At 72.1% G+C, this 26278-nt stretch carries 26 protein-coding genes; 14 read left to right on the top strand and 12 right to left on the bottom strand.

Annotated elements, in window-relative coordinates; genetic code table 11:
- Positions 1–14: 14 nt before the first annotated feature.
- The 3 genes from ABZ815_RS45090 to ABZ815_RS45080 form a co-directional block, all read right to left on the bottom strand.
- Positions 15–1730, bottom strand: a complete 1716-nt coding sequence (locus ABZ815_RS45090; protein WP_357707911.1) for a hydantoinase B/oxoprolinase family protein — start codon at positions 1728–1730, stop codon at positions 15–17.
- Positions 1727–3805, bottom strand: a complete 2079-nt coding sequence (locus ABZ815_RS45085; RefSeq protein WP_357707909.1) for a hydantoinase/oxoprolinase family protein — start codon at positions 3803–3805, stop codon at positions 1727–1729. The genes ABZ815_RS45090 and ABZ815_RS45085 overlap by 4 nt, the downstream gene beginning before the upstream one ends.
- 99 nt (positions 3806–3904) lie before the next feature.
- On the bottom strand, positions 3905–4123 hold the full coding sequence (locus ABZ815_RS45080) for a hypothetical protein (protein WP_357707908.1): 219 nt from the start codon (positions 4121–4123) through the stop codon (positions 3905–3907).
- Positions 4124–4400: 277 nt separating this feature from the next.
- On the opposite strand from ABZ815_RS45080, the gene ABZ815_RS45075 reads away from it, so the two are divergent.
- Positions 4401–5171, top strand: a complete 771-nt coding sequence (locus ABZ815_RS45075) for a hypothetical protein (RefSeq protein ID WP_357707906.1) — start codon at positions 4401–4403, stop codon at positions 5169–5171.
- A 100-nt stretch (positions 5172–5271) separates the two neighbouring features.
- Here the strand turns inward: ABZ815_RS45075 and ABZ815_RS45070 are convergent, their stop codons facing one another.
- Positions 5272–6267 carry a YafY family protein gene (locus ABZ815_RS45070; protein WP_357707905.1) on the bottom strand — a complete coding sequence of 332 codons (996 nt, stop codon included), beginning with the start codon at positions 6265–6267 and terminating at the stop codon, positions 5272–5274.
- A gap of 202 nt (positions 6268–6469) precedes the next feature.
- On the opposite strand from ABZ815_RS45070, the gene ABZ815_RS45065 reads away from it, so the two are divergent.
- Both ABZ815_RS45065 and ABZ815_RS45060 read left to right on the top strand, forming a co-directional pair.
- A complete protein-coding gene (locus tag ABZ815_RS45065; protein WP_357707903.1) occupies positions 6470–6931 on the top strand; it encodes a VOC family protein in 462 nt (153 codons plus the stop codon).
- A gap of 84 nt (positions 6932–7015) precedes the next feature.
- Positions 7016–8053 carry an aldo/keto reductase gene (locus tag ABZ815_RS45060; RefSeq protein WP_357707901.1) on the top strand — a complete coding sequence of 346 codons (1038 nt, stop codon included), beginning with the start codon at positions 7016–7018 and terminating at the stop codon, positions 8051–8053.
- A 117-nt stretch (positions 8054–8170) separates the two neighbouring features.
- On the opposite strand, the gene ABZ815_RS45055 is transcribed toward ABZ815_RS45060, so the two are convergent.
- Positions 8171–8488 (bottom strand): hypothetical protein, encoded by a 318-nt coding sequence (locus ABZ815_RS45055; protein ID WP_357707899.1) that lies wholly within the window; start codon positions 8486–8488, stop codon positions 8171–8173.
- Between the two features lie 292 nt (positions 8489–8780).
- Here ABZ815_RS45055 and ABZ815_RS45050 point away from each other — a divergent pair, with 292 nt between their 5' ends.
- From ABZ815_RS45050 to ABZ815_RS45040, 3 genes are read left to right on the top strand one after another with little or no spacing between them, the layout of a single operon-like run.
- Positions 8781–9956, top strand: coding sequence for a histidine kinase (locus tag ABZ815_RS45050; protein ID WP_357707897.1), 1176 nt, complete (start codon positions 8781–8783; stop codon positions 9954–9956).
- Positions 9953–10657: a response regulator transcription factor gene (locus tag ABZ815_RS45045; protein WP_357707895.1), complete on the top strand. Its 705-nt coding sequence runs from the start codon at positions 9953–9955 to the stop codon at positions 10655–10657. Before ABZ815_RS45050 ends, ABZ815_RS45045 begins: the two co-directional genes overlap by 4 nt.
- A 35-nt stretch (positions 10658–10692) precedes the next feature.
- Positions 10693–12126 (top strand): serine hydrolase domain-containing protein, encoded by a 1434-nt coding sequence (locus ABZ815_RS45040; protein ID WP_357707894.1) that lies wholly within the window; start codon positions 10693–10695, stop codon positions 12124–12126.
- A 7-nt stretch (positions 12127–12133) separates the two neighbouring features.
- On the opposite strand, the gene ABZ815_RS45035 is transcribed toward ABZ815_RS45040, so the two are convergent.
- Entirely contained in the window at positions 12134–12949 is an 816-nt protein-coding gene (locus tag ABZ815_RS45035) for an alpha/beta hydrolase (RefSeq protein ID WP_357707892.1), read from the bottom strand.
- A 192-nt stretch (positions 12950–13141) separates the two neighbouring features.
- Here ABZ815_RS45035 and ABZ815_RS45030 point away from each other — a divergent pair, with 192 nt between their 5' ends.
- Genes ABZ815_RS45030 through ABZ815_RS45020 form a run of 3 tightly spaced genes read left to right on the top strand, consistent with a single transcriptional unit; the run spans position 13142 to position 15296 of the window.
- The gene (locus ABZ815_RS45030) at positions 13142–13291 is read left to right on the top strand and encodes a hypothetical protein (protein WP_357707891.1); all 150 of its coding nucleotides are present in this window, start codon (positions 13142–13144) and stop codon (positions 13289–13291) included.
- 50 nt (positions 13292–13341) lie between these two features.
- Positions 13342–14301 carry an MvdC/MvdD family ATP grasp protein gene (locus ABZ815_RS45025; RefSeq protein WP_357707890.1) on the top strand — a complete coding sequence of 320 codons (960 nt, stop codon included), beginning with the start codon at positions 13342–13344 and terminating at the stop codon, positions 14299–14301.
- Complete coding sequence (locus tag ABZ815_RS45020; protein WP_357707889.1) at positions 14298–15296, top strand: TIGR04500 family putative peptide maturation system protein; 999 nt, start codon at positions 14298–14300, stop codon at positions 15294–15296. The genes ABZ815_RS45025 and ABZ815_RS45020 overlap by 4 nt, the downstream gene beginning before the upstream one ends.
- A gap of 324 nt (positions 15297–15620) precedes the next feature.
- Here ABZ815_RS45020 and ABZ815_RS45015 read toward each other — a convergent pair whose 3' ends face one another.
- Complete coding sequence (locus ABZ815_RS45015; protein WP_357707888.1) at positions 15621–16472, bottom strand: helix-turn-helix transcriptional regulator; 852 nt, start codon at positions 16470–16472, stop codon at positions 15621–15623.
- A gap of 113 nt (positions 16473–16585) precedes the next feature.
- On the opposite strand from ABZ815_RS45015, the gene ABZ815_RS45010 reads away from it, so the two are divergent.
- The 3 genes from ABZ815_RS45010 to ABZ815_RS45000 all read left to right on the top strand — a co-directional run bounded on the left by ABZ815_RS45010 (position 16586) and on the right by ABZ815_RS45000 (position 19547).
- On the top strand, positions 16586–17332 hold the full coding sequence (locus tag ABZ815_RS45010; RefSeq protein WP_357707887.1) for an SDR family NAD(P)-dependent oxidoreductase: 747 nt from the start codon (positions 16586–16588) through the stop codon (positions 17330–17332).
- 51 nt (positions 17333–17383) lie between these two features.
- Positions 17384–17902 (top strand): GNAT family N-acetyltransferase, encoded by a 519-nt coding sequence (locus ABZ815_RS45005; protein ID WP_357707886.1) that lies wholly within the window; start codon positions 17384–17386, stop codon positions 17900–17902.
- 115 nt (positions 17903–18017) lie between these two features.
- Entirely contained in the window at positions 18018–19547 is a 1530-nt protein-coding gene (locus ABZ815_RS45000; protein ID WP_357707885.1) for a hypothetical protein, read from the top strand.
- A gap of 165 nt (positions 19548–19712) precedes the next feature.
- On the opposite strand, the gene ABZ815_RS44995 is transcribed toward ABZ815_RS45000, so the two are convergent.
- Positions 19713–20234 carry a hypothetical protein gene (locus ABZ815_RS44995; protein WP_357707884.1) on the bottom strand — a complete coding sequence of 174 codons (522 nt, stop codon included), beginning with the start codon at positions 20232–20234 and terminating at the stop codon, positions 19713–19715.
- 73 nt (positions 20235–20307) lie between these two features.
- On the opposite strand from ABZ815_RS44995, the gene ABZ815_RS44990 reads away from it, so the two are divergent.
- Positions 20308–21267 carry a DUF523 and DUF1722 domain-containing protein gene (locus tag ABZ815_RS44990; RefSeq protein WP_357707923.1) on the top strand — a complete coding sequence of 320 codons (960 nt, stop codon included), beginning with the start codon at positions 20308–20310 and terminating at the stop codon, positions 21265–21267.
- A 39-nt stretch (positions 21268–21306) separates the two neighbouring features.
- Here the strand turns inward: ABZ815_RS44990 and ABZ815_RS44985 are convergent, their stop codons facing one another.
- The 4 genes from ABZ815_RS44985 to ABZ815_RS44970 form a co-directional block, all read right to left on the bottom strand.
- Positions 21307–23502 carry a SulP family inorganic anion transporter gene (locus tag ABZ815_RS44985; protein ID WP_357707883.1) on the bottom strand — a complete coding sequence of 732 codons (2196 nt, stop codon included), beginning with the start codon at positions 23500–23502 and terminating at the stop codon, positions 21307–21309.
- A gap of 124 nt (positions 23503–23626) precedes the next feature.
- On the bottom strand, positions 23627–23914 hold the full coding sequence (locus tag ABZ815_RS44980; RefSeq protein ID WP_357707882.1) for a hypothetical protein: 288 nt from the start codon (positions 23912–23914) through the stop codon (positions 23627–23629).
- A gap of 74 nt (positions 23915–23988) precedes the next feature.
- Positions 23989–24462 (bottom strand): hemerythrin domain-containing protein, encoded by a 474-nt coding sequence (locus ABZ815_RS44975; protein ID WP_357707881.1) that lies wholly within the window; start codon positions 24460–24462, stop codon positions 23989–23991.
- Positions 24463–24563: 101 nt separating this feature from the next.
- On the bottom strand, positions 24564–25712 hold the full coding sequence (locus ABZ815_RS44970; protein ID WP_357707880.1) for an AI-2E family transporter: 1149 nt from the start codon (positions 25710–25712) through the stop codon (positions 24564–24566).
- A 227-nt stretch (positions 25713–25939) separates the two neighbouring features.
- On the opposite strand from ABZ815_RS44970, the gene ABZ815_RS44965 reads away from it, so the two are divergent.
- Positions 25940–26254, top strand: coding sequence for a hypothetical protein (locus ABZ815_RS44965; RefSeq protein ID WP_357707879.1), 315 nt, complete (start codon positions 25940–25942; stop codon positions 26252–26254).
- The last annotated feature ends 24 nt before the right edge of the window (positions 26255–26278 follow it).

Genomic DNA, 26278 nt, shown 5'->3' with positions numbered 1-26278 from the left:
TGGGGAGGCGGCCTTCAGCGCGCGTGGCGTCGCAGGCCGGCTGTGGCGTCCGCGTCGATCACGCCGTCCGCGGAGATCACGACGCCGTAGTCGCGTTCGGCTCCCTCGCGGGTGACCTTGCCGTCGAGGACGTCTTCGAGGACCAGGTCCGGGAGGCGTTCGAAGGGGTGGCCGTGCCCGCCGCCGCCGGCGGTCACGTGCCGGTGGCGGGTTCCGGCGGTCATCACGAAGTGCGGCTTGGACTCCAGCAGGCGTTCCCCGGGCCCGCCGGGGTCGAGCACGTTCAGCGAGGGGGTGCCCTGCGCGCCGCCGGCCAGCCCGTACGGCAGGAACGTGCGCCGGTCGGACCTGATCTGCACCCTGGCCTCGGGCGCCAGGAGCGTCATGTCGCGGAAGGTCGCCAGGCCGCCGCGCCAGCGGCCCGCGCCGCCGCTGTCGGGCAGGTAGCCGTACCCGTCGATGCGGATGTGGCCGGAGCGTTCCAGCTCCTCGACCGGCGTGTTGGTCAGGTTCGCGCCCAGGGAGCTGATGCCGTCCACGCCGTCGCGGTCGGGACGGGCGCCCCACGCCCCGGCCAGGGGGTCCCACAGCACCATGGACTCCCCGTCCGGGCCGACGAGGCCGATCGCGATCCCGTCCGGCCCGCCTTCCCCGGCGGCCGGAACCCGGGCGGGGAACACCGGGGCGAGCGCCCCGAGCACCGCGTCGATGATCCGGAAGCCGACCAGCCCGCGGGCGCCGCGCGCGGACGGCCGCTGCCCGTCGAGGATGGAGGCCCGCGGGATGACGAAGGTGAACGGCCGGTAGAAGCCGCTGTTGGCCGGGATGTCGGAGGCGAGCACCCCCTGCAGGGCGGCGTAGGCGGCGGAACGGGTGAAGGAGGCCGTCGCGTTGAGCGCGGAGCCGACCTGCGGCGAGGAGCCGGTGAAGTCGAGCTCGATCCCGGCCCCGGACAGCGTGACCTTCACGCGGATCGGGATCGGCCCGGAGCCGAGGCCGTCGTCGTCGATGTGGTCGAGGAACTCGTAGGCGCCGGGGACGGCCTCGGCGAGCGCGCCGCGCAGCAGGGTCTCGGAGTAGTCGAGCAGCTCGTCGACGAGGGTGGCGAGCCGTTCGACGCCGTGCCGCGCCGCGAGGGCGCGCAGCCCTTCGGCCCCCGTGTGGCAGGCCGCGAGCTGGGATTCCAGGTCGCCGCGCAGCAGCTCGGGTTCGCGGACGTTGCGCAGGATCAGCCGCAGGAACGTCTCGTTCACGGTCCCGGCCTCGACCAGGCAGGACGGCGGGATCTGCACCCCTTCGGCGAAGATGCTCGTCGACTGCACGGCCATCGAACCGGCCGCCCAGCCGCCGACGTCGGTGTGGTTGACGACCGTGACCGCGAAGCCCAGGAGGGTGTCCCCGGTGAACACCGGGGCGACCGCGAAGATGTCGGGCAGGTGCATGCCGCCCAGGGACGGGTCGTTGAGCAGGTAGACGTCTCCCGGGCGGATCCGGTCGCCGAACTCGTCGAGGATCGCCTCCATCGCGTCCGGGATGGAGCCCAGGTGCACCGGCAGGGTGTTGGCCTGGGCGATCACCCGGCCGCGGGCGTCGCACAGAGCGGCGGAGAAGTCCATGCTGGACGCGACGAGCTGCGAGTGCGCGGTGCGCAGGATCGTGATCGCCATCTCGTCGGCGATCCCGGTGACGGCGTTGCGGAAGACCTCGAAGGTCACGGCGTCGCGGATCATGAGGCGCTCCAGGTGATGACGATGTTGTTGAGCCGGTCGCGGTGCACCAGCGCGCCCGGCGGGACGAGGGTGGTGGCGTCCATGTCCTCGATGACCATCGGTCCCTCGACCGGGTCGGGGCCGAGGTCGGACCGTCCCACGACGAGCGTCGTCACGGTCTCGGCGAACCGGCACTCGCGGGTGGTGGGCTCGTCTGCGGCGGCGAGCGGGAGGCTCAGCACGTCGGCGATGGACACCGGGGTGGGGAGCCGGCCGCGTACCCGGAGGTTGACCAGCTCCACCAGCTCGTCCGTGCCGGCCCGGCCGTAGGTGCGCCGGTGCTCGGCGTGGAAGCGGGCCCGCGTCTCGGCGAGCAGGTCCTCGGTGAGCTCGCCGTCGGGCACCCGGATGCGCAGCTCGAACCGCTGGCCGCGGTAGCGCATGTCCAGGAGCCGGTCCACGACGGCGTCCGCGCCCAGCTCCGCGCGCACCTGGGCGGACAGCCGGGCGAACTCGTCGGCGAGCGCGCCCACGTCGGCGAACCCGGGCCGGTACGGGGTGAGCTCCTGGCGTTCGGTGTCGGCCACGAGCAGGCCCAGACTGCTGAACAGGCCCGGATGCACGGGCACGATCACGGTCGAGATGCCCAGCTCGCGGGCCAGGGCGGCGGCGTAGAGCGGGCCCGCGCCGCCGAAGGCGACCATGGTGGCCTCGCGCGGGTCACGGCCCCGTTCGCTGGTCACCGCCTTGACCGCGGTCGTCATGCTCGACACCGCCACCTGGTACGCGCCGCGCGCGGCGCCCGCCACGTCGTCGCCGAGCCGCTCGGCCACCGGCGACAGGGCCTTCACGGCGAGCTGCGGGTGGATCGCCACGCGGCCGCCGGCGAGCGCGTCCGGGCTGAGGTAGCCGAGCGTCACGTTGGCGTCGGTCAGGGTCGGCAGCTCGCCGCCCTGGCCGTAGCAGGCGGGGCCGGGACGCGAGCCCGCGCTGACGGGCCCCACGTGGAGCGCGCCCGCCGCGTCGACGGAGATGATGCTGCCGCCCCCGGAGCCGACCTCGGCGATGTCGATCGACGGCGCCCGCACCGGGTACCCGGCGCCGGAGCTGAGGCCGCGGGCGACGTTCATGCCGCCGCCGACCTCGTAGTCGGCCGAGACGAACGGTTCGCCGTGCTCGATCAGGGACGCCTTCGCCGTGGTCCCTCCCATGTCGAACGCCACCACCGTGGACAGGCCGATCAGCTGGGCGAGCTTCTGCACGGCGGTGACGCCGGCCGCGGGGCCGGACTCGATGATCTGCACCGGCCGCCGCGCGACGGAGGCCGCGTCGAGCAGCCCGCCGCTGGACTGCATGACCAGCAGGGGCGCGCTCACCTGCTCGGCCTGCAACCCCGCCTCCAGGCGGGTGAGGTAGCCGTGCACGGTGGGGCCGACGTAGGCGTTGACCGTCGCGGTGCTCATGCGCTCGAACTCGTGCGGCTGCGGCGAGACGTCGACCGAGGCCGTGACGTACACGCCGGGCAGTTCGGCCCGCAGCAGGTCGGCGACCCGCCGCTCCTCGTCGGGGCGGACGTAGGAGTTGAGCAGGCACACGGCCACCGCTTCGATCCCGTCGGCGCGCAGGCGTGCGGCCAGCGTGCGGACCTCGTCCTCGGCGGCGGGCGGGTCGAGGCGTGCGTCGGCGGTGATCCGCTGGCCGAGTTCGTACCGGTGCCGCCGTCGGGCCAGGGGCTGCGGCTTGGACCAGGACAGGTCGTAGAGCACCGGCCGGCGCAGCCGCCCGATCTCCAGCACGTCGCGGAAGCCGCGGGTGGTGACCACCGCCGTGCGGACGCCGCTCATCGACAGGATCGCGTTGGTGGCCACGGTCGTGCCGTGCAGCATCGCGACCACGTCCGCCGGGCGGGCCCCGGCCAGGGAGAGCACGCCGGTGGTTGCCGCCACCACGCCGGCGCCGTAGTCGGGCGGGGTGGAGAGGACCTTCATCGGTACGACCTCGCCGCCCGGGCCCAGCGCGATGACATCGGTGAAGGTGCCGCCGATGTCGGCGCCGACTCGCCAGCCGGCCGGTCGAGGATCGTGACTGGGGGGCACTGGATCTCCTTCGTTCAACGAGCGACTGGGATCACAGTACGAGCGAGCTAAGATATCAGCAATGGTCCGTTGTCATTTTTATCGAGTCAGGTGATATGACTACGCCTCGTGGACCCGCTCGGACGGCTCGCGCAGCCACAGCTCGTGCGGGTGTTCCTTGGCGGAGGCGGGGTCCATGAAGGCGTACGCCGCCCGATCGATCGGGCGGTCCGGACCGAGCAGGCCGCGGAAGGCGCACGCCCAGCCGTGCGGGTAGTGCACGACGGCGAAGGACGCCTGCCGGAGGGGTGTGCCGGCGAGCGACCGCAGCATGTCCACGGGCCCCCGGCGAGATCCGTCCCGATCTGGGCGCCTTCGAGCTCATACGCGGCGTGCGCAACCTGTGCATCGAGGCCGAGGCCGACCCCCGCTACGACGCCCGCCGCCTGGTCGGGCTGCTCGTCGCGGGCCTGCGCTCGTGAGCCCCCGAGAAGCACATCGTCGCTGGAGATCTTCGGGGGCGACGCCGACCGGTTGATGACCGGAGTTCCACCGTTGTGTGATGGTTTGATGACGACCGCACTGACCAGGAGTTTTCCGCTGGTTGGGTGAAGTCATGCACAACAACAGCCTTCCTGCGCGACGCCGTCCGATCAAGAGAACCGCACTGGCCCTGACCGCGGTAAGCCTGAGCGCTACCCTCGCCGCCTGCGGCGACGGTGTCGGCGGCGGCAACGATGCCAGGACCACGGCGGCGACCTCCGGCAAGTCCGAATCGACCGGGAAGAAGGTTCTGTGGCTCGGCGACTCCATCGCCGGAGCCGAGGCCCCTGCGCTGGGCGCGGCGTTGAAGGCCGGCGGCGTGGCGTTCAAGAACGCCACCTCCAGCGGTGGCGGCAACGTCGTCGCCGGTGAGCACCCGGTGACGAAGATGGGCGCCAAGGACACGATCACCGACACCGGTCCGACGCCCGCCGGTCCCGCGGCCACCGCGCTGGAGGGCACGACCAGCCGGTCTGCCACCGTGCACGTGTACTTCTCCTCCGCGCTCGGACTGGAACGGGTGTCGCGCCTCCACCGGGGCACCGACACGCTGCACGCCGCGCTCGAAGCGCTGGCGCAGGGCCCGGACGCGGCCGAACGCGCGCGTGGCCTGGTCAGCTTCGTCCCACCGGGCGCTCCGCTCCCGCCCGTCCGCATCGGCCCGCGCGGGCCGGTGGACGTCCGGCTGTCCTTCGGCTGGGGCATCGACCGTACCGCCGAACGGCAACTGGTGTGCACGGTGGCCGACACGGTCAGCACGACGACGCGCGCCGCCCTGGGCTCCGTCCGGGTCAAGATCCATCGGGTCGACGGCTCGACCGGCACCCGCACCTGCACGCCATGACCGCATCTCGGAGATGTGCACGGTGTCGCGCGGCCGCGCGTAGGTGAGCAGTTCGCGGAACATCGGCGATTTCGGCGAGGTCTTTCGTAGGCGTGGCAACTCACGATGCCGGTGATGCGATGCCGTGGCCGGTTGCGGTTCTGCTGAATCGGCGGGCGAGGTGTTCGAAGGCGTCGGTGAGTTCGCCGGGGCCGATGACTTCGATGTCGGCGTCGAAGCGGGCGATGGCGGCGGCGAGGCTGGGCCAGGACCAGGATCCGAGGGTGAGCCGGCAGCGGTGGGGGCCGGTCTCCTCGACGATTCCCTCGCGGGTGTAGAGGGCCACGGTGGCGGCGGGCAGGTCGAGGATCACCGTGCCTTGGCAGGGCCAGTTGCCCGAGGCGTCGCCAGAGCCGCGGAACGTGCTGGTGACGAAGGTGGCGGCGTCTCCCCCGGGCAGTACGCGTGGAGTGAACCGGGGCCCGTTGGGGGTGCGCGGGGTGATCCGGTCGGCGCGGAAGGTGCGCCAGTCGTCGCGGTCGAGGTCCCAGGCGATGAGGTACCAGCGCCCGTCCCAGGTGATGACGTGGTGGGGTTCGACGCGGCGCGGGGGATTGTCCGTGACCTCGGCGCCGTAGTCGAAGCGCAAGATCTCGTGGGCGTGGACGGCGGCGCTGATGGTCAGGAGCACGTCGCCGTCGACCGGGGTGGCCGGCCGGGTGACAGGTCGTTCAACGGCGGTGACGCGCAGCGCGTCGATGCGGTGCCGGAGTCGGGAGGGCATGATCTGCCGGATGGTGTTCAGTGCCCGTTCGGCGGGTTCGGCGAGGCCGTTGCCGGGGTCGGTGGCGACGATCTGCAAGGCGATGGTGAGGGCGACGGCCTGTTCGTCGTCGAACAGCAGCGGGGGTAGTTCGGTGCCGGCGCTGAGCCGGTAGCCGCCGTCAGGGCCTTTGACGGCTGCGATGGGGTAGCCGAGCTCGCGGAGCCGGTCGACATCGCGGCGCACGGTGCGCAGGCTGATGTCCAGGCGATCGGCCAGCGCCGTGCCGGGCCAGTCCCGGCGGGTCTGCAGCAGCGACAGCAGAGCCAGCAGTCGGGCAGAAGTTTTCTGCATGAACCTCATTCTGCCCGGAGTAGGTGCCACATCCTGTCACCTACCCCTGCGAACCTTCGTATCGAGCCGGTCAGCCCCGCGCCCCGGACGGCCCCTTCAACAGCCCCGGGGGGACTCGCCGATTCGGCCGCCCGACGCTGACGAGACTTACCAGCCCATATCGGGCGTACCGCGCCCGGAAAATCAACAAGGAGTCACCGGCATGGCCATCTCCACCACCACCCACCTGAACTTCCGCGGCGACGCTCGCGCAGCGCTGGAGTTCTACCAGACCGTGTTCGGCGGCCACCTCACCACCATCGCGTACGGCGACTTCGGCATGCCGAAGGAACTGCCAGACGCCGACAAGATCGTCTTCGGCCAGGTCACGGCCGACAACGGCTTCAGCATCATGGCCTACGACGTGCCCAGCCAGGCACCGGCCGCCGCCGCGCCCGCCGCCACCACTCGCGAGCACGGCATGACGCTGACCGGCGAGCGGTTCTTCGTGTCCGTCCGCGGCGAAACCACCGAGGAAGTCGGGGCGCTGTGGGACAAGCTCACCGACGGCGCCGACATCATCGAGAAGTACGGCCCGTCGCAGTGGGCCCCGGGCTTCGGGATGCTGACCGACCGCTTCGGCGTCACCTGGATCCTCGACGTCGCCGCCCCGCACGCCGGCTGACCACCGACGCACTCATCCGATCCGAGGCGGCCCGCCCAGGCCGCCTCGGACCACCCGGCCCGCCGCCTTTGGAAGGAACAGATCATGCGCACTCGCCCCCTGGGCCGTACCGGCATCAAGGTCAGTCCCTACTGCCTCGGCACCATGATGTTCGGCCCGTTCGGCAACCCCGACCCCGACGACTGCGTCGCCATCATCCACCGGGCCCTCGACGCCGGCATCAACTTCATCGACACCGCCGACGTCTACGGCGGTGACGGCGAAACCGAACGGATCGTGGGCAAGGCGCTGCGCGGCCGACGCGACGACGTGGTGCTCGCCACCAAGGTCAACGGCCCCATGGGCACCGACCCCAACCATCGCGGCAGCTCCCGCCGCTGGATCGTCACCGCGGTCGAGAACTCGCTGCGGCGTCTCGGCGTCGACCACATCGACCTCTACCAGGTCCACCACCCCGAGCCCGGCACCGATATCGAGGAAACCCTCGCCGCCCTGACCGACCTGATGCAGGCGGGCAAGGTACGCGCGATCGGCCATTCCAGCCTGCCGGCCGCGGAGATCGTCGAGGCCCAATGGGTTTCCGAACGGCGCGGGCTGGCCCGCTTCCGCACCGAACAGCCGCCGTACTCGATCCTGAACCGCGGTATCGAGCGCGACGTCCTCCCGGTCTGCGAGCGTTACGGGCTGGGCACGCTGGTCTGGAGCCCGCTGGCCTCGGGTCTGCTCACCGGCCGCTACCGCAAGGGCGGCAACGAACAAGTCTCGAGCGCCCGCATGCACTGGGTGCCCAAGCACATGACCGACAAGCGCAACCACGATGCCGTCGAAGAACTCGTCCCGATCGCCGAGCAGGCCGGTCTGTCGCTCACCCATCTGGCCCTGGCCTTCGTCATCAGCCATCCCGCGGTCACCTCGGCGATCATCGGCCCCCGCACCATGGCGCAGCTCGGCGACCTGCTCGCCGGCGCCGGCACCACCCTCGACGACGACACCCTCGACCAGATCGACAAGGTGGTCCCGCCCGGGGTGAACCCGGGCACGCTCGACATCGCCTTCGTACCACCCGCACTTGAGCAAGCCGACCTGCGCCGCCGCCGCACCGGCGACCGCGCCGCCGCCTGACGTACCTGCCCACGACCACTGATAGGCCCAGCTCGAGGGCCCAGGCCGATGACGACCGGGGAGCAGGCGTGCTCGCGCCCGCCGACCGGCGGGAAGGGTGGTCAGCGGGGCGGAGGGTCAGCGGGGGCGGCTGAGGGCGGCCTCGGCCAGGTCCGTCCACTGCTCGGCCGAGGAGTGGGGCACGACGACCCAGTCCTTGACCACTCTGCCCTGTCCTGAGGGGTCGAACAGGCACGCGCCGGGCAGCTCAAGCGCGGACGCGTGCTCGGGGGTGTCCCTGACCAGCCGGAACACCATCGCGCCGTCACGCTGCAGGCTCGCGAACACCTTGCCCGCCTGGTCCTTGAGGGCGGGCCTGCCCATCATCCTGGAGATCAGCACGCCCAGGTCGGCCAGCTCTGCGCCGACCTGCTTGAAGTCCTCTTCCGCGCTCATCCTCAGTCGCCCCCCGACTCCATGGCGGCGTGGGTCGAGCGGCTCACGGCGGCCGGGGTTCCTCCCAGGGCACACGCTCGTCCCGGCCCCGCCTTCCCGCCCGAACGGCGATCAGGGTAGCAGGACCGCCCCGATCCGAAGAACTCCCCCAATCCGGCCACGAACCAGGGGTCCGTGGCCGAGGAGCCGCGGGGGTGCTGGAGTCGGTGGGGGTGGGCGTTGCTGGTTATTCTGTGGCACGTCGAGCCGGGTACGGCTCCCCGCCACGAGCCCCCACCGGAAGGCGACGACCGTGACAGCCTCCCCGCGCCGGCGCACGTGGCCGGCGACGACGGTGGCGGCGCACGCGGTCCTGGCCCTGCTGACGGTGCTCGTCCTGGCGGCTGTGCGGCACCTCGGGGCGGATCTGTGGCAGGTCGCCGCCGCGGCGGGCGCGGTCGTCCTGCTCCACGCGGGAGCGGCGGTGGTCCGTCGACGGCCGTGGCCGGGGTACACGATCGGCGCGCTGGCGATGCTCGTCCTGGTGCTGACGCCCGCCCTGAGCTGGTCGCCGAGCCTGCTGCCCTCGGCCGTCTGCTTCCCCTTCGCGTTGTGGCGGCTGACCGGCCTGGTCCCGGTCAGGTCGTCGGTGGTCGCGCTGGCCGTCGCCGTGCTCGGGATCGTCCTCACGGAGGTGGTGGCGTGGGCCCGGCTGCCGCCTGACACCCCTGTGTGGACCCGCCTGGTCGAGGGCGGGCTGCTGATGCTCGTGGTCGGCGGGGTGTGGCTCGCCGCCCTGCTGGTACGTCGCAGGCACGAGGCCGACCGGCGAGCCGAGGGCGAACGGCTGGCCGCGGCGGTCGCGACCGAACGGGCCGGCATCCGCCGCGACCTGCACGACGTGATCGCCCACACGGTCACCGTCATGGTGGCCCGGATCGAGGCAGCGGCGGTGACGACGGCGGATCCGGCGACCCGCCGCGAACTCGGCGACATCGCCGAGGCCGGCCGGGACGCCCACCAAGGTCTGCGCGCGATGCTGGCCACCCTGGGCCCGGCCACCGCGGCGCCGCGCGCCGCCTCCCGGCCCGCGGCGGTCCCGATCTCGCTCGACGCCCTCCCCGGCCTCGTGGCGTCGGCGGCGAGCCCGCTCCACGCGGTGACGTACGCCGAGGTGGGCGAGCGGCGGCCGCTGAGCCTGAGCGCCGAGGTCGCGGTGGTCCGGACCGTGCAGGAGGGCATCACCAACGCGCTGCGCCACCTCGAACCACCGGTCGAGGTGGCCGCCCGCCTGTGCTGGAGCCCGTCCGAGGTGGTCGTGGAGGTGCGCGACGACGGCGGCAAGGCGCCGCGCGACGCCGGCAGCACGGGAACCGGCCTGATGGGGATCGAGGAACGGGTGCGTACGGCGGGCGGCACCCTGTCGATCGACGACGGGGACGACGGATGGGTGCTGCGGGCGCGGCTCCCCACGAAGGAGGGCGCATGACCGGCATCCACGTCATGCTCGTCGACGATCAGGAGCTGCTGCGGGCCTCGCTCCGCACGGTGTTGTCGGCCGACGAGCGCATCGAGGTCACCCACGACGTCGGCGACGGCGGCGACGCCGTCGAGGTCGTCCGGCGGCACCGCCTCGACGTGGTGCTGATGGACATCCGCATGCCGCGCATGGACGGGGTCGCCGCCACGGCGGAGATCGTCCGGATCGCGCCGGCGACCCGGGTGCTCATGCTGACGACGTTCGACGACGACGAACTGGTCGTGGCCGCCATCCGGGCGGGTGCGAGCGGCTACCTGACCAAGGACGTCCGGCCCGCCGCGCTGGCCCAGGCCGTGTGCGACGTCGCCGCCGGCACGTCGGCGCTGGCTCCGGGCGTGGCCGCGACGATCCTCGATCTCGTCCGGCAGGTGCCGACGCGGCGGACGGCGGCCCTGGACGGCCTCACCCCGCGCGAGGTCGAGGTCTTCGGCCTGCTCGCCCGCGGCAGGTCCAACGCCGAGATCCGCGCGGAGCTGGTGCTGAGCGAGAACACGGTGAAGTCGCACGTCCGGGCCATCCTGCAGAAGCTGGGCCTGCGCGACCGCGTGCACGTGGTGATCCACGCCTACGAGAACGGGCTCGTGGCGCGCGACGACCTGGCCGGCCGGATTCCATCCCATCGAGTGGCGCCGCCTCACCCTGTGGTGTGATGTCGCCCGAGGACGCCCGGCCTAGGTTCGACGTCGTGCTTTTTCCACGTCTGCCGCGCCTGTCCCGGGTGGCCTCCCTCCTCGTTCTCACCGCCGTCCTGCTCGGCTGGACGGCACCGGCGCACGCCGCCGGCGATCGGCTCGTCGACGACTACCGTTCCGTCTACGGCACGCCGGGCGTCGCGGCGGCCGTGATCGACGGGTCGTCGGTCGAGACGATCGTCCGCGGCCGGGACGGGGACGGCGAGGCGGTGACGTCGCGGACCCGGTTCCGGATCGCGTCGATGAGCAAGTCGATGACGGCGGCGGCGGTCATGCTGCTGGTCGACCGTGGCCGCCTCTCCCTGGACGACCCGGTCGTCAAGGTCCTGCCCGGCTTCAGGATGGCCGACCCGCGCTTCACCCGGATCACCGTGCGCCAGGTCCTCAGCCACACCTCGGGCCTGTCGAACAGCACCGACAGCGAGTACGTGTTCCCGCCCGCGCGCGACGCGCGGGAGATCGTGGCCGGGCTGGCCGGCAAGACCCTGGCCGCCGATCCGGGCACCCGCTGGGAGTACCACAACACCAACTACTCGATCGCGGCCAGGATCGTCGAACTGCTGTCGGGGACGTCCTTCGACGCCTTCCTCCGCGCCGAGCTGTTCACGCCGCTGGGCATGACCGCCACCAGTTCGACGCCGGGCTGTTCCGATCGCGCCGAGGGCCTGCCGTCCGGGTACGAGGTCGTTCTCGGGGTCGCCGTCGCGGCGCCGGAGATGCCGGGGATGTGCTTCGGCAACGGCGGGGTGGTCTCGACGCTGGACGACATGGTGCGGTGGCTGCGGTTCAACCAGGGGACCTTCGGGACGGGCCTGCTGAGTGCCGGCTCGCTGGCCGAGCTGCACACCGGCCGGCCGAAGGCCGGCGGCTACGCCCTGGGCTGGCGGTCCCGTCCCGTCACGGCGGGCGGTCCGCCGTCGCTGGTCGGCCACGGCGGGACGCTGGCGACGTGGACCGGGGACATGGTCTTCTCGCCCGGGACCGGCGTGGCCGCGCTCGTCCTGACCAACAGCGGCGGCGACCCCGGCCTGCTCTCGGCCAACCTCCTCGCCGAGCGGCTCGGGGCGCCGGCGACGCCCATGAGCAACCCGCTCACCGTCGTGAACGCGGTCCTGCTCGGGCTCACTGTGGGGATGACCGCGCTGCTGGTCACCGCGGCCGTCCGGGCGCGCCGCTGGGCCGCGCGACGCCGTGCGGCGCGCCGGCCGCGGCTGGTTCCGCGGCTGCTGCCCCTCGCCGTGGTGACGGTGCTGGGCGCGCTGTTGCCGGCGCTGGTCTGGGGGCCGTTCGACATCCAGTACTGGATCGTCACCGTCTGGCTGCTGCCGCTGCTGGCGATCTTCTCCCTCGTCTGCTGCGTGCTCGGGGCGGTCGCGTTCGGCCGTCGCCTGCGGTGCTTGCGCCGCATGGCGAAGGAGTCTGCCTGAACGCGTCTCACAGGCCGTCCAGGAACGCGCGGACGACCTCGGCGAACCCCATGGGATCGTCGTCGTGCACCCAGTGACCGCAACCCGCGAACTCGCGCAGCAAAGTGCCGGGCCGACGCGCGGCCATCCGCCTGGCCAGGGCCGTGGGCAGGACGAAGCTTTCCAGCCCGTGGACGAGCAGCGCCGGGCAGTCAGAGCCGAGCCAGTCGGCCCACCAGTCGCCCACCAGCGCCCGCTGCGAGGCCATCATGTCGTCGTGGTCGAACAGCAGCTCCCACCCGTCGCCGCGCTCGACGGCGCTGTCCAGGAAGTAGCCGGCGTCGGGGATGCCGCGCGCCTCGATCGCGCGGCGCAGCTCGTCCAGGGTGGCGGCGCGGCGGGGCCACCCGCTCACGTCCAGCACGGGATGCGGCACCTCCGGCGGACGGTTGTCCGCCCCGCCCTCCTCCACGACCAGCGCCCGGACCAGCTCCGGGTGCCGGGCGGCCAGCCGGAACGCGACCACGCCGCCCATGGAATGGCCCAGCACGACCACCGGCCCCAGGCCGAGACCGCGCAGGAACGCGGCGGCGTCGGCCACGTACGCGTCCGGCTCGAAATCGCCGTCGCCGCGGGCGGAGTGTCCGTGCCCGCGCTGCTCCAGGGCGATCACGCGGTAGCGCGGGGCCAGCGCGCCGGCCAGGGACGCGAACATGCGCGCCCGCCCGAAATGCCCGTGCAGCGCCAGCACCACCCCGTCCCCCGAGGGCCGCCCCTCACCCGCGTCCAGCCAGGCCAGACGCAGCCCGCGGACGGTCGCGTACCTCTGCGTCGTGAACGCCATCGACCCGCTCCTCCCCCGGATGGGCTCCTCCCGTCCAAAGATGATCATGGCAGACCGCGGACAGCGCTCCGCCCGCAGGATGACGGCTGATCATCCATCCGGCGGACGACGCCCCGGACGCCGCCTCCCTACCGTGTTCCACGCGATGGGGCGCATTCGGCTCCCCATGCAGACAAAAGGGCGGGAATGATCATGGGGAAGACGCGTACCAGCATCGACGACATCGCCGCGTACGGCGCTGAGCTCGACGAGGGCCAGCTGCTCCAGGTGAGCGGCGGCGCCAAGAGCCAGGTCATCGTGATCCACGGCGGCCACTCGCACACCTCCGGCGACAGCAACTAGTGTGCCGCGGGGGCGCGGCCCGGGTCGCGCCCCCGACCGGAACCACGCTGATGATCCTCGTACTGACCTGCGACGGAGACGAGCACGCCGAGCGCGTCGTGGGCACGCTCGCCGGGGCGGACGTCACCGTCTTCGACCCCGCGCGCTTCCCCGCCGACGCCACCTTGCAGATCGGCCATCCGGGAGACGGCTCGACCGTCCGCACCCTCGTCCAGGACGGACGACGTCTCGTCCTCGACGAGCTGACCGCGATCTGGTACCGCCGCCCGGGCGACCCGGTGGCCCATCCTCGGACCGTCGCCCGCGACCACGTCGAGGAGGAGTGCCGCGTCCTGGCCGAGAGCCTGTGGGACGGCCTGGGGTGCCTCAAGGTCCCGGCCTCCAGGCCGGTCATCGACCGTGCGGGGCGCAAGCCGTACCAGCTGGAGGTGGCCAGGCGGCTGGGCTTCGACCTGCCCGCGACGCTGATCACCAACGATCCCGACTGCTTCCTCGACTTCTACGACCGGCACGAGGGCCGGGTGATCACCAAGCCGGTGCACGGCAATCAGCCGGAGGCGGGCGGTGAGCGGTTCGGGCGGTTCGCGGCGCCCGTGACCCCGGCCGACCTCGGTCACGCCGACGCCCTGCGCCTGTGCCCGGTCATCGTCCAGGCGTACGTTCCCAAGCGGGTCGAGGTGCGGGTGACGGTGGTGGGCGGCGAGCTCTTCGCCGCGGAGATCCACTCCCAGGTCAGCAACCACACCCGCTACGACTGGCGGCACTACGACCCCGGGGCCACCCCCGTCCTGCCGCACGACCTGCCCGGCGACGTCGCCGGACGCTGCCTGGAGCTGGTCGAGCGGCTCGGGCTGACGTACGGCGCGATCGACCTGATCCTCACGCCGGACGGCCGCCACGTCTTCCTGGAGATCAACCCGAACGGCCAGTTCCTGTGGATCGAGGACGCGACCGGGCTGCCGATCAGCACGGCGATCGGCGAACTGCTCAAGAACGGAGTGCGGCGATGACGTACGGGCCGATGCTCGCCGACGCGGTGGGCCTGCTCAGCTCGGGCGCGCCCGAGGGCGGCCTGGAGGGGTTCCGCGCGGCGTACCCGCACACCCGGACGCGACTGGTCGCCCAGCGCGAGGAGTTCGACGGGTCACTGCACCACGCCCTGCTCATCAAGGACGGCGACGGCGCCACGATCTCGCTGTCCTGGTGCGCCGACCGGGCCCTGCCGTGGCCGTTGCGCGGCGTGCACCGCGCGGGCGAGCACCTGCTGCTCCGGGTCAACGGCATCGAGACCCCCGTGGCCAGGGCGATCGCCTGCCTGGACTTCATCTGGGACGAGTCCGCGCTGGCCGACCGGCTCATCGCCGACAGCCTCGTACGCGAGGAGTTGGCGGAGGCGCGGGAACCGCTGAGCGACGCCGCGCTGCAGCAGGCGATGGACGCCTTCCGCCGCGCACGCGGCCTGCTGACCGGGGCGGCGACCCGGGCCTGGATGGACCGCAACCGCATCTCCCACCGGGAGCTGGAGGAGCTGGTCGCGGTCGAGGCCGCCGTCGCCGCGCTGCGCTCGCGGGTGACCGCGGGACGGGTGGAGGACTGGTTCGCCGAACACGGCGGGGAGTTCGACGTCGTCCGGGTCGCGCGCGTGGTGTTCGCCGACGTACCGGCCGTGCCCGACGCGGCCGCGTTCCTCCAGATGGTCGAGCGGGCCTTCGCCGATGGCAGCGCCCGGCCGGGCGAGGTGTTCGCCACCCTCCGCCGGGGCGACCTCGACGCGGAGACGGCCGAGCGGATCTTCGGGGCGCCTCCCGGGACGGTCGCCGGGCCGTTCCCCGTGGAGGGCGGGCACCTGCTGGTCAAGGTCCTGGCGGTGGAGCCGGCCGTGCTCGACGGGACGGTCCGCGACCTCGTCGAGCGCCAGATCTTCGGCGAATGGATCGAGGAGCGCAGGCACGCGGCCAAGATCGAGTGGTTCTGGGGGGTCGCGGAACGGACGTCGGGCAGGTGACGCCGCTTCCATAACGGGGAAGGCGGTTCGTCCCCATCGGGGTGCCCCGACGGCCGCCCTCGCCCTGGCCACGGCCACCACCGCCGCGCGTATCCAGGCCGGCACGGCTCAGGCGAGCACGGCCCTGGCCGGGTGGCACACCCAGCGGCACGAGGCGCTGGGCCCGTACAGGGATACTTCTCGACCGCGGAGTGGAACCGGCCCTCGGGCGTACGCGTGATGCAGGTCAAGGCCCGCTGCTGGGGCGGCGGCGAGAGGATCGCCAAGTCCGGCACGTGGCCCTGCAACGGCGAGTACGGCATCGTCCGCCAGGGTCGGCAGCGGTCAGCCCGGCACGTCGGTGGGGAAACGTTCGTAGCCCAGCACCGCGAGGAGTTCCAGCTTCTCGCGGGCCTCGGTGCGCGGCGGAGCGGTGAGCACCAGGAGCGCCTGCGACTGATCCTCGGTGAACAGTGCCTGGCAGTCGAGCTCGATCGGCCCGAGCCGGGGATGGACGATGATCTTGTGGTCCGCGAAGCGGGCGGCGACCTCGTGCCGGTCCCACAGCGCGACGAACTCCGTGCTCGCCTTGCACAGCGTCCGCACGAGCTCGCCGGCCCGCGAGCGCGGCCCCATCGTGCCGTACGCGGCCCGCAGGTTCGCGACCAGAGCGCGGCTCTGCCGGTCGCGGTCGTCCTCGGGGTAGACGAGCCGCTCGCCGGGGTCGGTGAACCAGCGGTAGATGTCGCTCCTGGCAAGCCCGGTGTGGGCGGACCTGTCGCCGAACAGCGCCTCGGCCATGCGGTTCTGCACGAGCGTCTCGCACAGGTTGGACATGATGAGCGCGGGGGTGTCGCTGAGCCGGTCGAGGACGCGCAGCAGCGCGGGGGCGACGTGCGTGGCGGCCGTGACGGCGGCCGGGGCGTTCTGGCCCGCCACCCGGAACAGGTAGTCGCGCTCGTCGGTGGTCAGCCGCAGCGCGCGGGCCAGCGCGGCGAGCATCTGGAGGCTGGGCTGCGGGCCGCGCCGCTGTTCGAGCCGGGTGTAGTAGTCGGTCGACATCATGGCGAGGGCGGCGACCTCCTCGCGCCGCAGCCCCGGGGCGCGGCGGCGGGCACCCGCGGGCAGTCCGACGTCCTCGGGCTGCAGCGACTCGCGGCGGCGTCGGAGGAAGTCGGCGAGCGATGCGCGGTCCATGCCTCCCAGTATCGTGCCGCCTCACCAGGGCTGATGACCGTCAGCCAGGGATCGCCGATCCCCCGATGAGCGCTCTCTGCACACGCTGCGCCCGGAGGGGGAACCTGGACGGCATGAACATCTCAGGCAACACCGTCTTCATCCCCGGTTCCACGAGCGGGATCGGGCTCGCCCTCGCCCTCGCGCTGCATGCCAGGGGGAACACCGTCATCGTCGGCGGGCGGCGCGCCGACCTGCTGGAGCGGATCGCGGCCGAGCACCCGGGCCTCGACACCGTGCGGATCGACACCTCGGACGCCGCGAGCGTCGAGTCGGCCGCGAAGGAGGTCCTGGCCAGGCACCCCGATCTCAACGTGCTGGTCACGATGGCGGGGATCATGCGCGTCGAGGACTGGCACGACCCCGCGACGTTCCTCGCCACGGCCGAGGAGACCGTGACGACCAACGTGCTGGGCCCGATCCGGCTCATCGCCGCGTTCATCGAGCACCTGCGGTCCCGGCCGGACGCGACGATCGTCACCGTCTCCTCGGGGCTGGCGTTCGCGCCGCTGAGGATCACGCCGAGCTACAACGCCTCGAAGGCGGCCGTCCACATGCTCAGCGAGTCGATCCGGCTGCAACTGGCCGACACGTCGGTGAAGATCGTGGAGCTCGAACCGCCGGCCGTGCGCACCGCGCTGCTGCCCGGCGAGGAGTTCGTCGAGCACGCGATGCCTCTGGAGGAGTTCGTGGCAGAGGTCATGGAGCTGCTGGAGACCCGGCCGGACGCGAAGGAGATCCAGGTCGAGCGGGTGAAGTTCCTGCGGTACGGCGAGGCGCGCGGCGACTACGACCAGGTCGTGGCCACCCTGAACGCCTAGCGCGACGTCCCCTGCCTCGCCGGACGCGAGCTCCTCTGGCAGGGTTCGGCCATGCACGATCATGAACTGGACGACGGGGTGGTACGGCTCCGCGCGTGGACCGACGAGGACGCCGGCTGGTACGCCGAGAGCGTGCGCGACCCGCTCATCCAGCGGTTCACGACCGACTCGCCGACCCTGGACGCCGCGCAGGTGCTGGCCGCGATCGTCCGGCTGCGCGAGTCGGCGGCCGACGAGGGCTTCCTCGTCTGCGACTCGGTCACCGGGCGGCGGCTGGGCAACATCGCGCTGCGGCATGACGGCCGGTTCGGGGAGATCTCCTACTGGGTGGCCGCCGAGGCGCGCGGGCGCGGGGCGGCGACCAGGGCCGTGGCCCTGTTCAGCGCCTGGGCCTTCCGGAACGTCGGCCTGGGCGAGCTGTGGCTGCGTGCGCATCGCGACAACGTCGCCTCGCGGCTGGTGGCATCGCGCACGGGGTTCCGTCGTGATCCACGGCGGGACGAGACGCAGGAGGTCAAGGGCGAGGTGTGGCCGATGCTCGGTTATACGCTCGCCCGGCCCGCGTCCTGACCGGGGACGGCGTACTGCGCCATTCCAGGCCGGCGGCAGTCTCCATTCGAGTATGCGGGTCTGCGCCATTCTCAAGTTCAGGCCGGCGACATTCTTGCTGTGCGACCATGGGCGGGTGTCCCCCGTTTCCGGTGCCGTCACGTGGACCGCCGTTGCCGCCGCGCTCATCCAGGCGGTCGCAACAACGCATGACGTTCGTCACGGCCGGAATTCCGATTCACCCATGGCCGCGGCGAACACCCTGGTGATCAGGATGTGCCTGGTCGCCACGGTGTTCGCGGCCGTGTGGGTGGCAATGGTGAGCTACGCGCAGGAACGCCGGCAGTTCGCCACACTTTCCTACATCGCGATCCGCGACGACCTGGACACCCCGTTCATTCAATTGGCGCTCTTCGTCGGCGACGTGGTCGCCGAGATGCTCTTTCCCATTCTGGCGGCGGGGATACTCGGCGCGGCCATCAACATTCTGCTCACCGAACGCCCGAGCAGGCCCGAGACGTTTGTCCATGTCGCGACGCTGGTCACGATCACGGCAGCCGGCGTGTCGGTCATCGCCACCAAATTCAGCATTTCCCATGACTTTCACATTCCTTGGCTGATCATCGTCATCGCCACCGTCAACAACCTTCTGGCGACCGCCATCGGCCCCTTCCGACGACCACGTGACGACGGCGGCCACATTGACGGCCGGGCCGTTCAAAGCCCCGCCCGCGGACGGGTGTTGACCGTTCTGGGATGGACACTGGGCGCCCTGGCATTGTTGGTGCCTCTCATCGGCAGCTCGCTGTACAAAGAGCTGGTGTCCGATGCGGATCTTCCCTTGTGGGCGCCGCCGCTGATCGCGGTCGCGATCGTGGTGCCTCCGATGCTGCTCTACGGTGTCAGCGCCGATCTCCTGAAACGGGGAAGGCGGCACCGCCACCGGATCATCCCGTCGTTCGAGGAGCTCGCCGGGAAACGGTATCTGCTCTATCTGCGCCCCTTCGCCGTCGACCCCGCGATGGCCCTGCCCCCGGACCAGGCTCCGGGCTGGACCACCCGTTCGCCCTTCGAGCTGCCCGGGACGCAGGAGGAGTTCCTGGTGCGTCAGTTCCGCGGGCTGGGTCGCGTCGTCGCGATCGGGCAACCCGGCGAACGCCTGCCGGAGCTGGGGGCCGAACGCGGATATCTGCCGGTCGACGACTGGCAGGGCACGGTGAGCGGGCTGATCCGGGGCGCGCACGCGGTGATCATGACGGCGGCCCCCGGTCCCGGGACGATGTGGGAGTTCACCGAGGCGCTCCGCACCACCACGCCCGTCCGGCTGCTGCTGCTCGTCTATGACGACGAGATCTACCACGCCTTCCGGGAGAGCGCCGCCCAGGAGTACGCGACGAGGTCGTCCGCCGAGCCGGACGTCGACTGGCCGCCCCTACCGCTGCTGCCGGACGTCCCGCCGCCCGACCCGCACGCCAAGGGCCTCCGCTGGGACTTCCCGCTCCAGGGAATCCTGTCCTTCGACCACGCGTGGCGTCCGCGGTTCACCCCGTTCCCGCCGACCGTGCCGCGACTGAGGCATGTGTGGACCATCCGCCGGCTGGTGCGGCGCAAACTGAGGCCCGTACTGCACCCGGTGTCCCAGTTGCCCCCGGCGCCGCCCCGGTGATGAGTACGGACACGCGGCTGGACGGGGTCGACCGCCCTCCTCGGGCTCCACCTCGTCCCGGCGACGGTGGTGATCCCCGTCCTGGCGCGCAGCCTGCGCGCCAGGACCGGCTGACGGTCCCGCTACGGGTGTCCGTCGCGCTCGCCGGCGAAGGCCGGGGGCCGGTCAGGCGGTCTCGCCAACGATGCGCTGGTGCCATTCCGCCAGCTCGACGAGCAGCCCGTCGGCCGCGCCGCCGAACATCGCCGTCAGTTCCTCCGCGTCGTCCACCACCACCACGTGATCCAGCAGGTCCGCGCGCAGCCGGGCCGCCCTCGGGTCGCCGGCGCCGTCCGGGTCGAAGGCGGTGGCGGCCAGGAACAGGCCGCCGACCCCGGCCAGCGCCGCGGTCTGCCGGGCCTGCGTGCCGAGCACGGTCGCCGCGTCCGCCGGTACGACCGGCAGCGCCGGCCGCCCGTCGCGGAGCAGCAGCGTCAGCGGGCGAGCGGGCACCTGCTCCCCCGCCTCGCCCGCCGGCACGTGGGTGCTCCCGTCGGCGTGCCGGGCGGTGTGCCGGGGACGCCCCCACGGCACACCGTCCGCCTGGTCCTGCGCACTCGCGCGCGTGAACAGGCCGCCGTCGGCGTCGACGACGAGATCCCCGGGCTGCCACTGCTCGCCATCAAGCGGAATGTGCGCATTCGTCATGCCTGAACGCTACGCCCTGGTTGCGACAAATCTTCGTGGCGTGCGGACGCCTGTGGTGGGCATCTGTCAGGACATGGTGGAGGCGCACGGTTGGGGCAGGCCACGGGTGGCGGTGTCGAGCTGCCTGCTCGGCGAGCCCGTACGGCACAACGGCGGGCACAGCCGCGCCCGATTCCTGACGCAGGAGCTGGCGCCGTTCGTGGACTGGGTGCCGATCTGCCCCGAGATGGAGATCGGCCTCGGCGCGCCCCGCGAGACGTTGCGCCTGGAACGTTCCCCCGCCGGCCCCCGCCTGATGACCCGGCAGAGCCGCCGCGACCTCACCGCCGCCATGGACGACCTGGCCGCCGAACGCTCCCCGCGCCTGGCGGCCGACGGTTACGTGTTCAAGGCCAAGAGCCCGAGCTGCGGCATCCACGGCATCCCGCTCTACGCCGGGGACAACGCGGTGACCAGGAACAACCGGGGCCTGTTCGCCGACGCGGTGATCGAGGGCCACCCGCTGCTGCCCGTCGAGGACGAGGGGCGGCTCAACGACGCGGTCCTGCGGGAGGCGTTCGTCGAGCGCATCTTCGCCCACGCGCGGCTGCGCGAGCTGCTGGAGGGCGACTGGCGGCCGCGCGACCTGGTCGCCTTCCAGGCCCGGCACAAGATGCAACTGCTGGCCCACTCCCCCGACGGCTACCGCGAGACCGGCCGCCTGGTGGCCGCCGCGGGCGTCCGGCCGCGCGAGGAGCTCGCCGAGGAGTACGGCAGGGCGTTCCAGGAGGCGATGGCGGTCAAGGCGTCGATCGGGCGCAACGTCAACGTGCTGCAACACTGCCTCGGCATGGTCGGGGACGAGCTGGACCCGGTGCGCCGCGCCGACCTCGTCGAGGTCATCGGCTCGTACGCGGCGCACCGGGTGGCGCTGAGCGTGCCGCTCACGTTGCTGCGCCACCATGCCAGGGGCGAGGCGGCCACGTACGTCCAGGACCAGACATACTTCTCGCCCTATCCGGAGGAGCTGGGCCTGCGCAACCACGTCGTGTGACCCCGCCGCGCCGGGCGGACCGGCGCGGCGGGCACGCGCCTACAGCGGGGTGGGCTCGGTCGGCAGCTGGCCACCGGACTCCGGGGTTTCGGGGGTGCGCGGCGGCACGTGGTGCACCCGCGCCGAACCGATCTCGAAGTACAGGCCGACCAGCGTCAGCTGCCCCGCTCTGACCTGCTCGTCGACCTTGCGGTAGGTCCGCAGGTTCTCCAGCTGCTGCTGGATGTTGAGCCGGCACAGCGCGTCGAGCGAGGCGTCCTCGGCGGAGGTGTCGTGGCCGTCCTCGCCGAGCCGGTCGATGCTGGGACGGCCGTGCCGGAGCCAGCGGCTGAGCTGCGGCAGGCCCTCGATGGTCGCCGGGCCCTTCAGCAGCGCCGCCATCGCGCCGCAGCCGGAGTGCCCGCAGACGGTGATGGTGTGCACGTTCAGGACGCCGGTGGCGTACTCGATGGCGGCGGCCACCGAGTCGTCGTGCGGCTCGGAGCCGGCGCACGGCACCAGGTTGCCGATGTTGCGGACCGTGAACAGGTCGCCGGGCCCGCTGGAGGTGATCAGGCTGGGCACGACCCGGGAGTCGGCGCAGGTGATGAACAGGTGGGAGGGACGCTGCTGGGTGGCGAGCTGGGTGAAGATGGGCCGCAGCAGCGGGGCCGTGCGCTTGTGGAACTCGTCCGCGCCCTGGGCGAGCCGGCACTCGATCGCCGCCGTGGCCGACAGCGGACGACCGCGGTGGGTCCACGGCAGCCACCAGCGGCCGGGCGCCTTGGGCGGGCTCTTGGCCGGGAACATGCGCCCGCCGCTGGCCGCCATCGTGTACCACTCGTCGTGCAGCTCGTCGATGGTGACCGTACCGCCCAGGCGTTCGTGGTCGAGCCGCCAGGAGTGGATCGCGTCGAAGGCGGCGTTGTCCATGAAGTCGATGTTCAGGTCGAGGTCGACGGCGACGCCGGGCGGGATGGCGCGCAGCTCCTGGGTCAGCCGGGGCACGCCCAGGAAGGTGAGCGAGCCGGAGACCGTCGCGTGCATGACCCCGCCGGGTTCCTGCCGCTTGTCCACGGTCACCCGGGTCAGCCGCCGCAACGCCAGCAGCGCGGCCAGCGCCAGCCCGGCCAGGACGCCCTCGGCGAGCCCGACCAGGATCACGCCCGACATGGTCATGACGTAGACGGGCACCTCGTTGTGGCCGTGGACCTTCCTGAGGTGGCCGAGGCTGATGGTCTTGATGCCGATGAAGACCAGCAGCGCGGCCAGCGCCTCCATCGGGATCAGCTTGATCGTCCAGCCCAGGCAGAGGGCGAACAGCAGGACCCAGACGCCGTGCAGGATCGCCGCCCAGCGGGTGCGGGCGCCCGCCTGGATGTTGGTGGTGCTGCGCACGATCACGCCGGCGACCGGGAGCCCGCCGAGGAAGCCGCTCACCATGTTGGCCACACCCTGGCCGGTCAGCTCGCGGTCGAGGTCGGAGCGGGGGCCGGTGTGCATGCTGTCGGTGGCCACGCAGCACAGCAGCGACTCCGCCCCGGCCACCAGCGCCACCAGCAGCACGCCCATGGCGATGTGCTGCCAGTCGCCGGCCGGCAGCACCGGAGGCGCCCACGCGGTGATCGCGCCGGACAGGTCGATGCGGGTGACGTTCCAGCCGAACACCGCGGCGGTGACGGCGGCGGCGAGCAGCGCGGCCAGCGGCGCGGGGATCGCCCGGACGGGCTTGGGCATCCGGCTCCAGGCCAGCAGGACCGTGATGGTGAGGATGCCGACCATCACCTTGTGGCCGTGCAGGTCCATGATCTGGCTGGGCAGCTCGGCCAGGTTGGCCCACGGCGACTGCTCGGGGCTGCCGCCGAGGACGACGTGCAGCTGGGCGAGCGCGATGATGATGCCGACCCCGGCGAGCATGCCGTGCACGACCGCGGGCGAGACCGCGAGCGCGGCCCGGGCCGCCTTGAACGCGCCGAGCAGCACCTGAAGGGCGCCGGCCACGATCGTGATCAGGCAGGTGGCGCGCCAGCCGTAGGTCTGCACCAGACCGGCGATCACCACCGTCAGGCTCGCGGTCGGGCCGCTGACCTGCACCACCGAGCCGCCCAGGCGCCCGGCGACGATGCCGCCCACGGCGGCGGCGACGAGCCCGGCGGCCAGCGGCGCCCCCGCGGCCAGGGCCACGCCGAGCGAGAGGGGCACCGCGACGAGGAACACCACCAGCGATGCCGGCACATCATGTCTGAGAGTACGCATGACGCTACTCTCCGTAGTTGTATTCATGCGGCACACCTTAGTGCCAGATCAACCCCACGTCGGACGACGGTAAAACGCGCCGGACTTGTCCGGTTGCCCGGCGCGCCGCGCCCACCGTGACGCCCTACAGGGCCGCGTCCTCGCAACTCACCGTGACCAGGGCGGAGAACACGTGCGTACGCGCGTCCTGGGAGGTCACCGACTCGAACACCTGGCACGTCGTGAACCCGTGACGCAGCGCGTTCGAGCGGGCGTCGGACTCGGCGTCGGCGAGCGCGACGTTCTCGGCGAGGTTCCGGCCGAAGCCGTCGAACAGCGTGCCCGTCCGCGCGGCGGCGGGCGTCGCGACGACCGCCGCGAGGGCGGCGCCGGCCAGTACCGCCGCCGGCACCTTTCTCCTCAGGTACGTCATGGTCTCCTCCTGGATCGGGATGGATCGGCCTGCACCTGTTGGGGCGTTCCAAGCCGTTCCATCCCGCGCCGCGCCTAGGAGGAGGCGCTGGGGATCTTCAGGGGGTCGCGGGGGGCCTCGGCCTTCGCCTTGTCCATCTCCTCACCCAGCTCCCGCAGCCGGTTGCGGCCCATGGACTCGCGCACCTGCGGGAACCACTCCTTCTCCTCCTCCTCGACGTGATGGCGGACGTTCTCCATGAGCACCGTCATCTTGGCGTCGTAGCGCTCGTCGGCCGGGTCGAGGTCCTTCAGCTCCGCCAGCATCCAGACGACGACGTGGTGTTCCTCGACGCTCTCCAGGATGTGGTCGGTGGTGTCCGGCGTGTCCGCGCGGGCGGCCGGGTAGAAGATCGTCTCCTCGATGTAGGTGTGCGCGGTCAGCTCCTCGATGACCTGCGCGACGATCTTCTGCTTGGTCTTGTGGGCGCCGGAGCCCGCCTTCTCGAACTCCTTGAACAGCTTCTCCACCGTCTTGTGGTCCTCTTTGAGCAGCACGATCGCGTCCATGGACGGCCTCCCTGGGGTCGGGGCGCCCGGCCGGGGTCGAAGATTGCCGGGCGTCGGGTCCGGCCCAGGTACCCCGAGGTCAGGCGCTCACACCCGCGTCCTCAGTGACGTTCCTGACGAGGCAGCACCACGTGGTTGACGATCACCTGGACGGCGGCGGCGACCGGGATGGCCAGCAGGGCCCCCACCACGCCGAGCAGGGCGCCGCCGATGAGGGCGGCCACGATGGTGGCGGCGGCCGGCACGTCCACGGACGACTTCATCACCTTGGGCGCGATCAGGTAGTTCTCGATCTGCTGGTAGACGATGAAGAAGATGAGCGTGGCGATGGCCACCGGGAGCGAGGCGAACAGCGCGACCAGCGTGGCGATGCCCGCGCCGATGAACGCGCCGATGAGCGGGATGAGGTCGGTGAGGGCCACGATGATCGCCAGCGCGAGCGCGTACGGCACGCCCGCGATCGACAGGAAGACGAACGTGGTGACGCCCGCGATCAGGGAGATGATCAGGTTGCCGGCCACGTAGCCGCCGACCCGGGCGAGGATCTCGTCGCCGAGCAGCCGGGCCCGGTCCCTGCGGCTGCGCGGGATCAGCCGGTAGCCGGTGCGCGTGATCGAGCGCAGCGCGCCCAGGAAGTACAGGGTGAGGATGAGCACGGTCAGCGTGGAGAACACGGCGCTGACCACGATCGAGGCGATGCCGAGCAGCCCGCCGAACACCTGCCGGCCGAGGTCGCCGCTGGTCAGGTACGCCTGCAGCCGTTCCAGGAGCTGGTAGCGCTGGTCCAGGTCGCGGATCTGGGGGTTGTTCTGCAACTGCTGGATGTAGGTGGGCAACTGGTCGGCGAACTGGCCCGCCTGCTCCGACAGCGCCGGGATGACCGCCATGGCGAACCCGGCGAACAGCACGATCACCGCCGCGAACACCGCGGTGATCGCGGCCCAGCGGGGCAGGCCGTGCTCCTCCAGCCACCGCACGGCGGGGTCCAGGCCGACGGCCAGGAACAACGACACGACGATCAGCATGAGCATCGAGGCGCTGGCGGTGAGCGCCTGGACCAGCAGCCAGGCGGTCAGCACACCGAGCGCGGCGGTGAACCCGAAGACGAAGGGCGTGCTGCCGAACGGCCGTCCGGGCCTGCCGAAGGGCAGGCCCGGCGCGTCCGTTCGCGGGCCGGACGCGCGGCCGTCCCGGCCGGCCGTGCCGGGTTCGCCCGGCGGGGCGGAGGGCGTGAACTGATCACCAGACATGGGGGCTCCTGAACCTGAGAAACCCCCTTCTCTGCCCGGCCGGGACGCGGTCTATCGTCACCGCCGCCGCCGGTGATCCGTCCGGTGGCCGAGGCGGGGACGCCGTGCCGCGCCCGCCGCGCGATCAGGGCTCTGACCTGCGTCGTTTCGCCGGACCGGGCAGGGGGTAGGCCGCTCATCCCGGGGTGGGCGGGGAGCGGGCAGGACACGAGCCAAGGAAGAACGGCATGGGGGAACCGCAGCAGGTGCAGGTCGAGATCCTCGACCAGGTCGCCATCGAGGACCTGATCGGGAAGGTGGAGGACGTCGCCCGGCAGCCCGGCGCGGCCGACCGGGTGGCCAGCTGGCGTGCCGAGCACGGCTCCGAGCACGCCACGCCGCAGGCCCGTTCGTTCGTCGTCGTGGGGCCGACGCTGATGTTCCTGCACCCGTGCCCGGACGGCGTCGTCCTGCCGTTCGCCGCGTACCCGGACGGGACGGTGAAGGTCTACACCGATCCCGAGCACGCCGGGCTGAGCTTCTACCGCGACTCCGGCGGGTAGGCGCGTCCGGCATGGGGGCCGGTC

Source organism: Nonomuraea sp. NPDC047529 (genome assembly GCF_040642995.1).
GTDB lineage: Bacteria > Actinomycetota > Actinomycetes > Streptosporangiales > Streptosporangiaceae > Nonomuraea.
The sequence above is the reverse complement of the archived record's forward strand: the minus strand, read 5'-3'. Positions and strand labels throughout refer to the sequence as shown.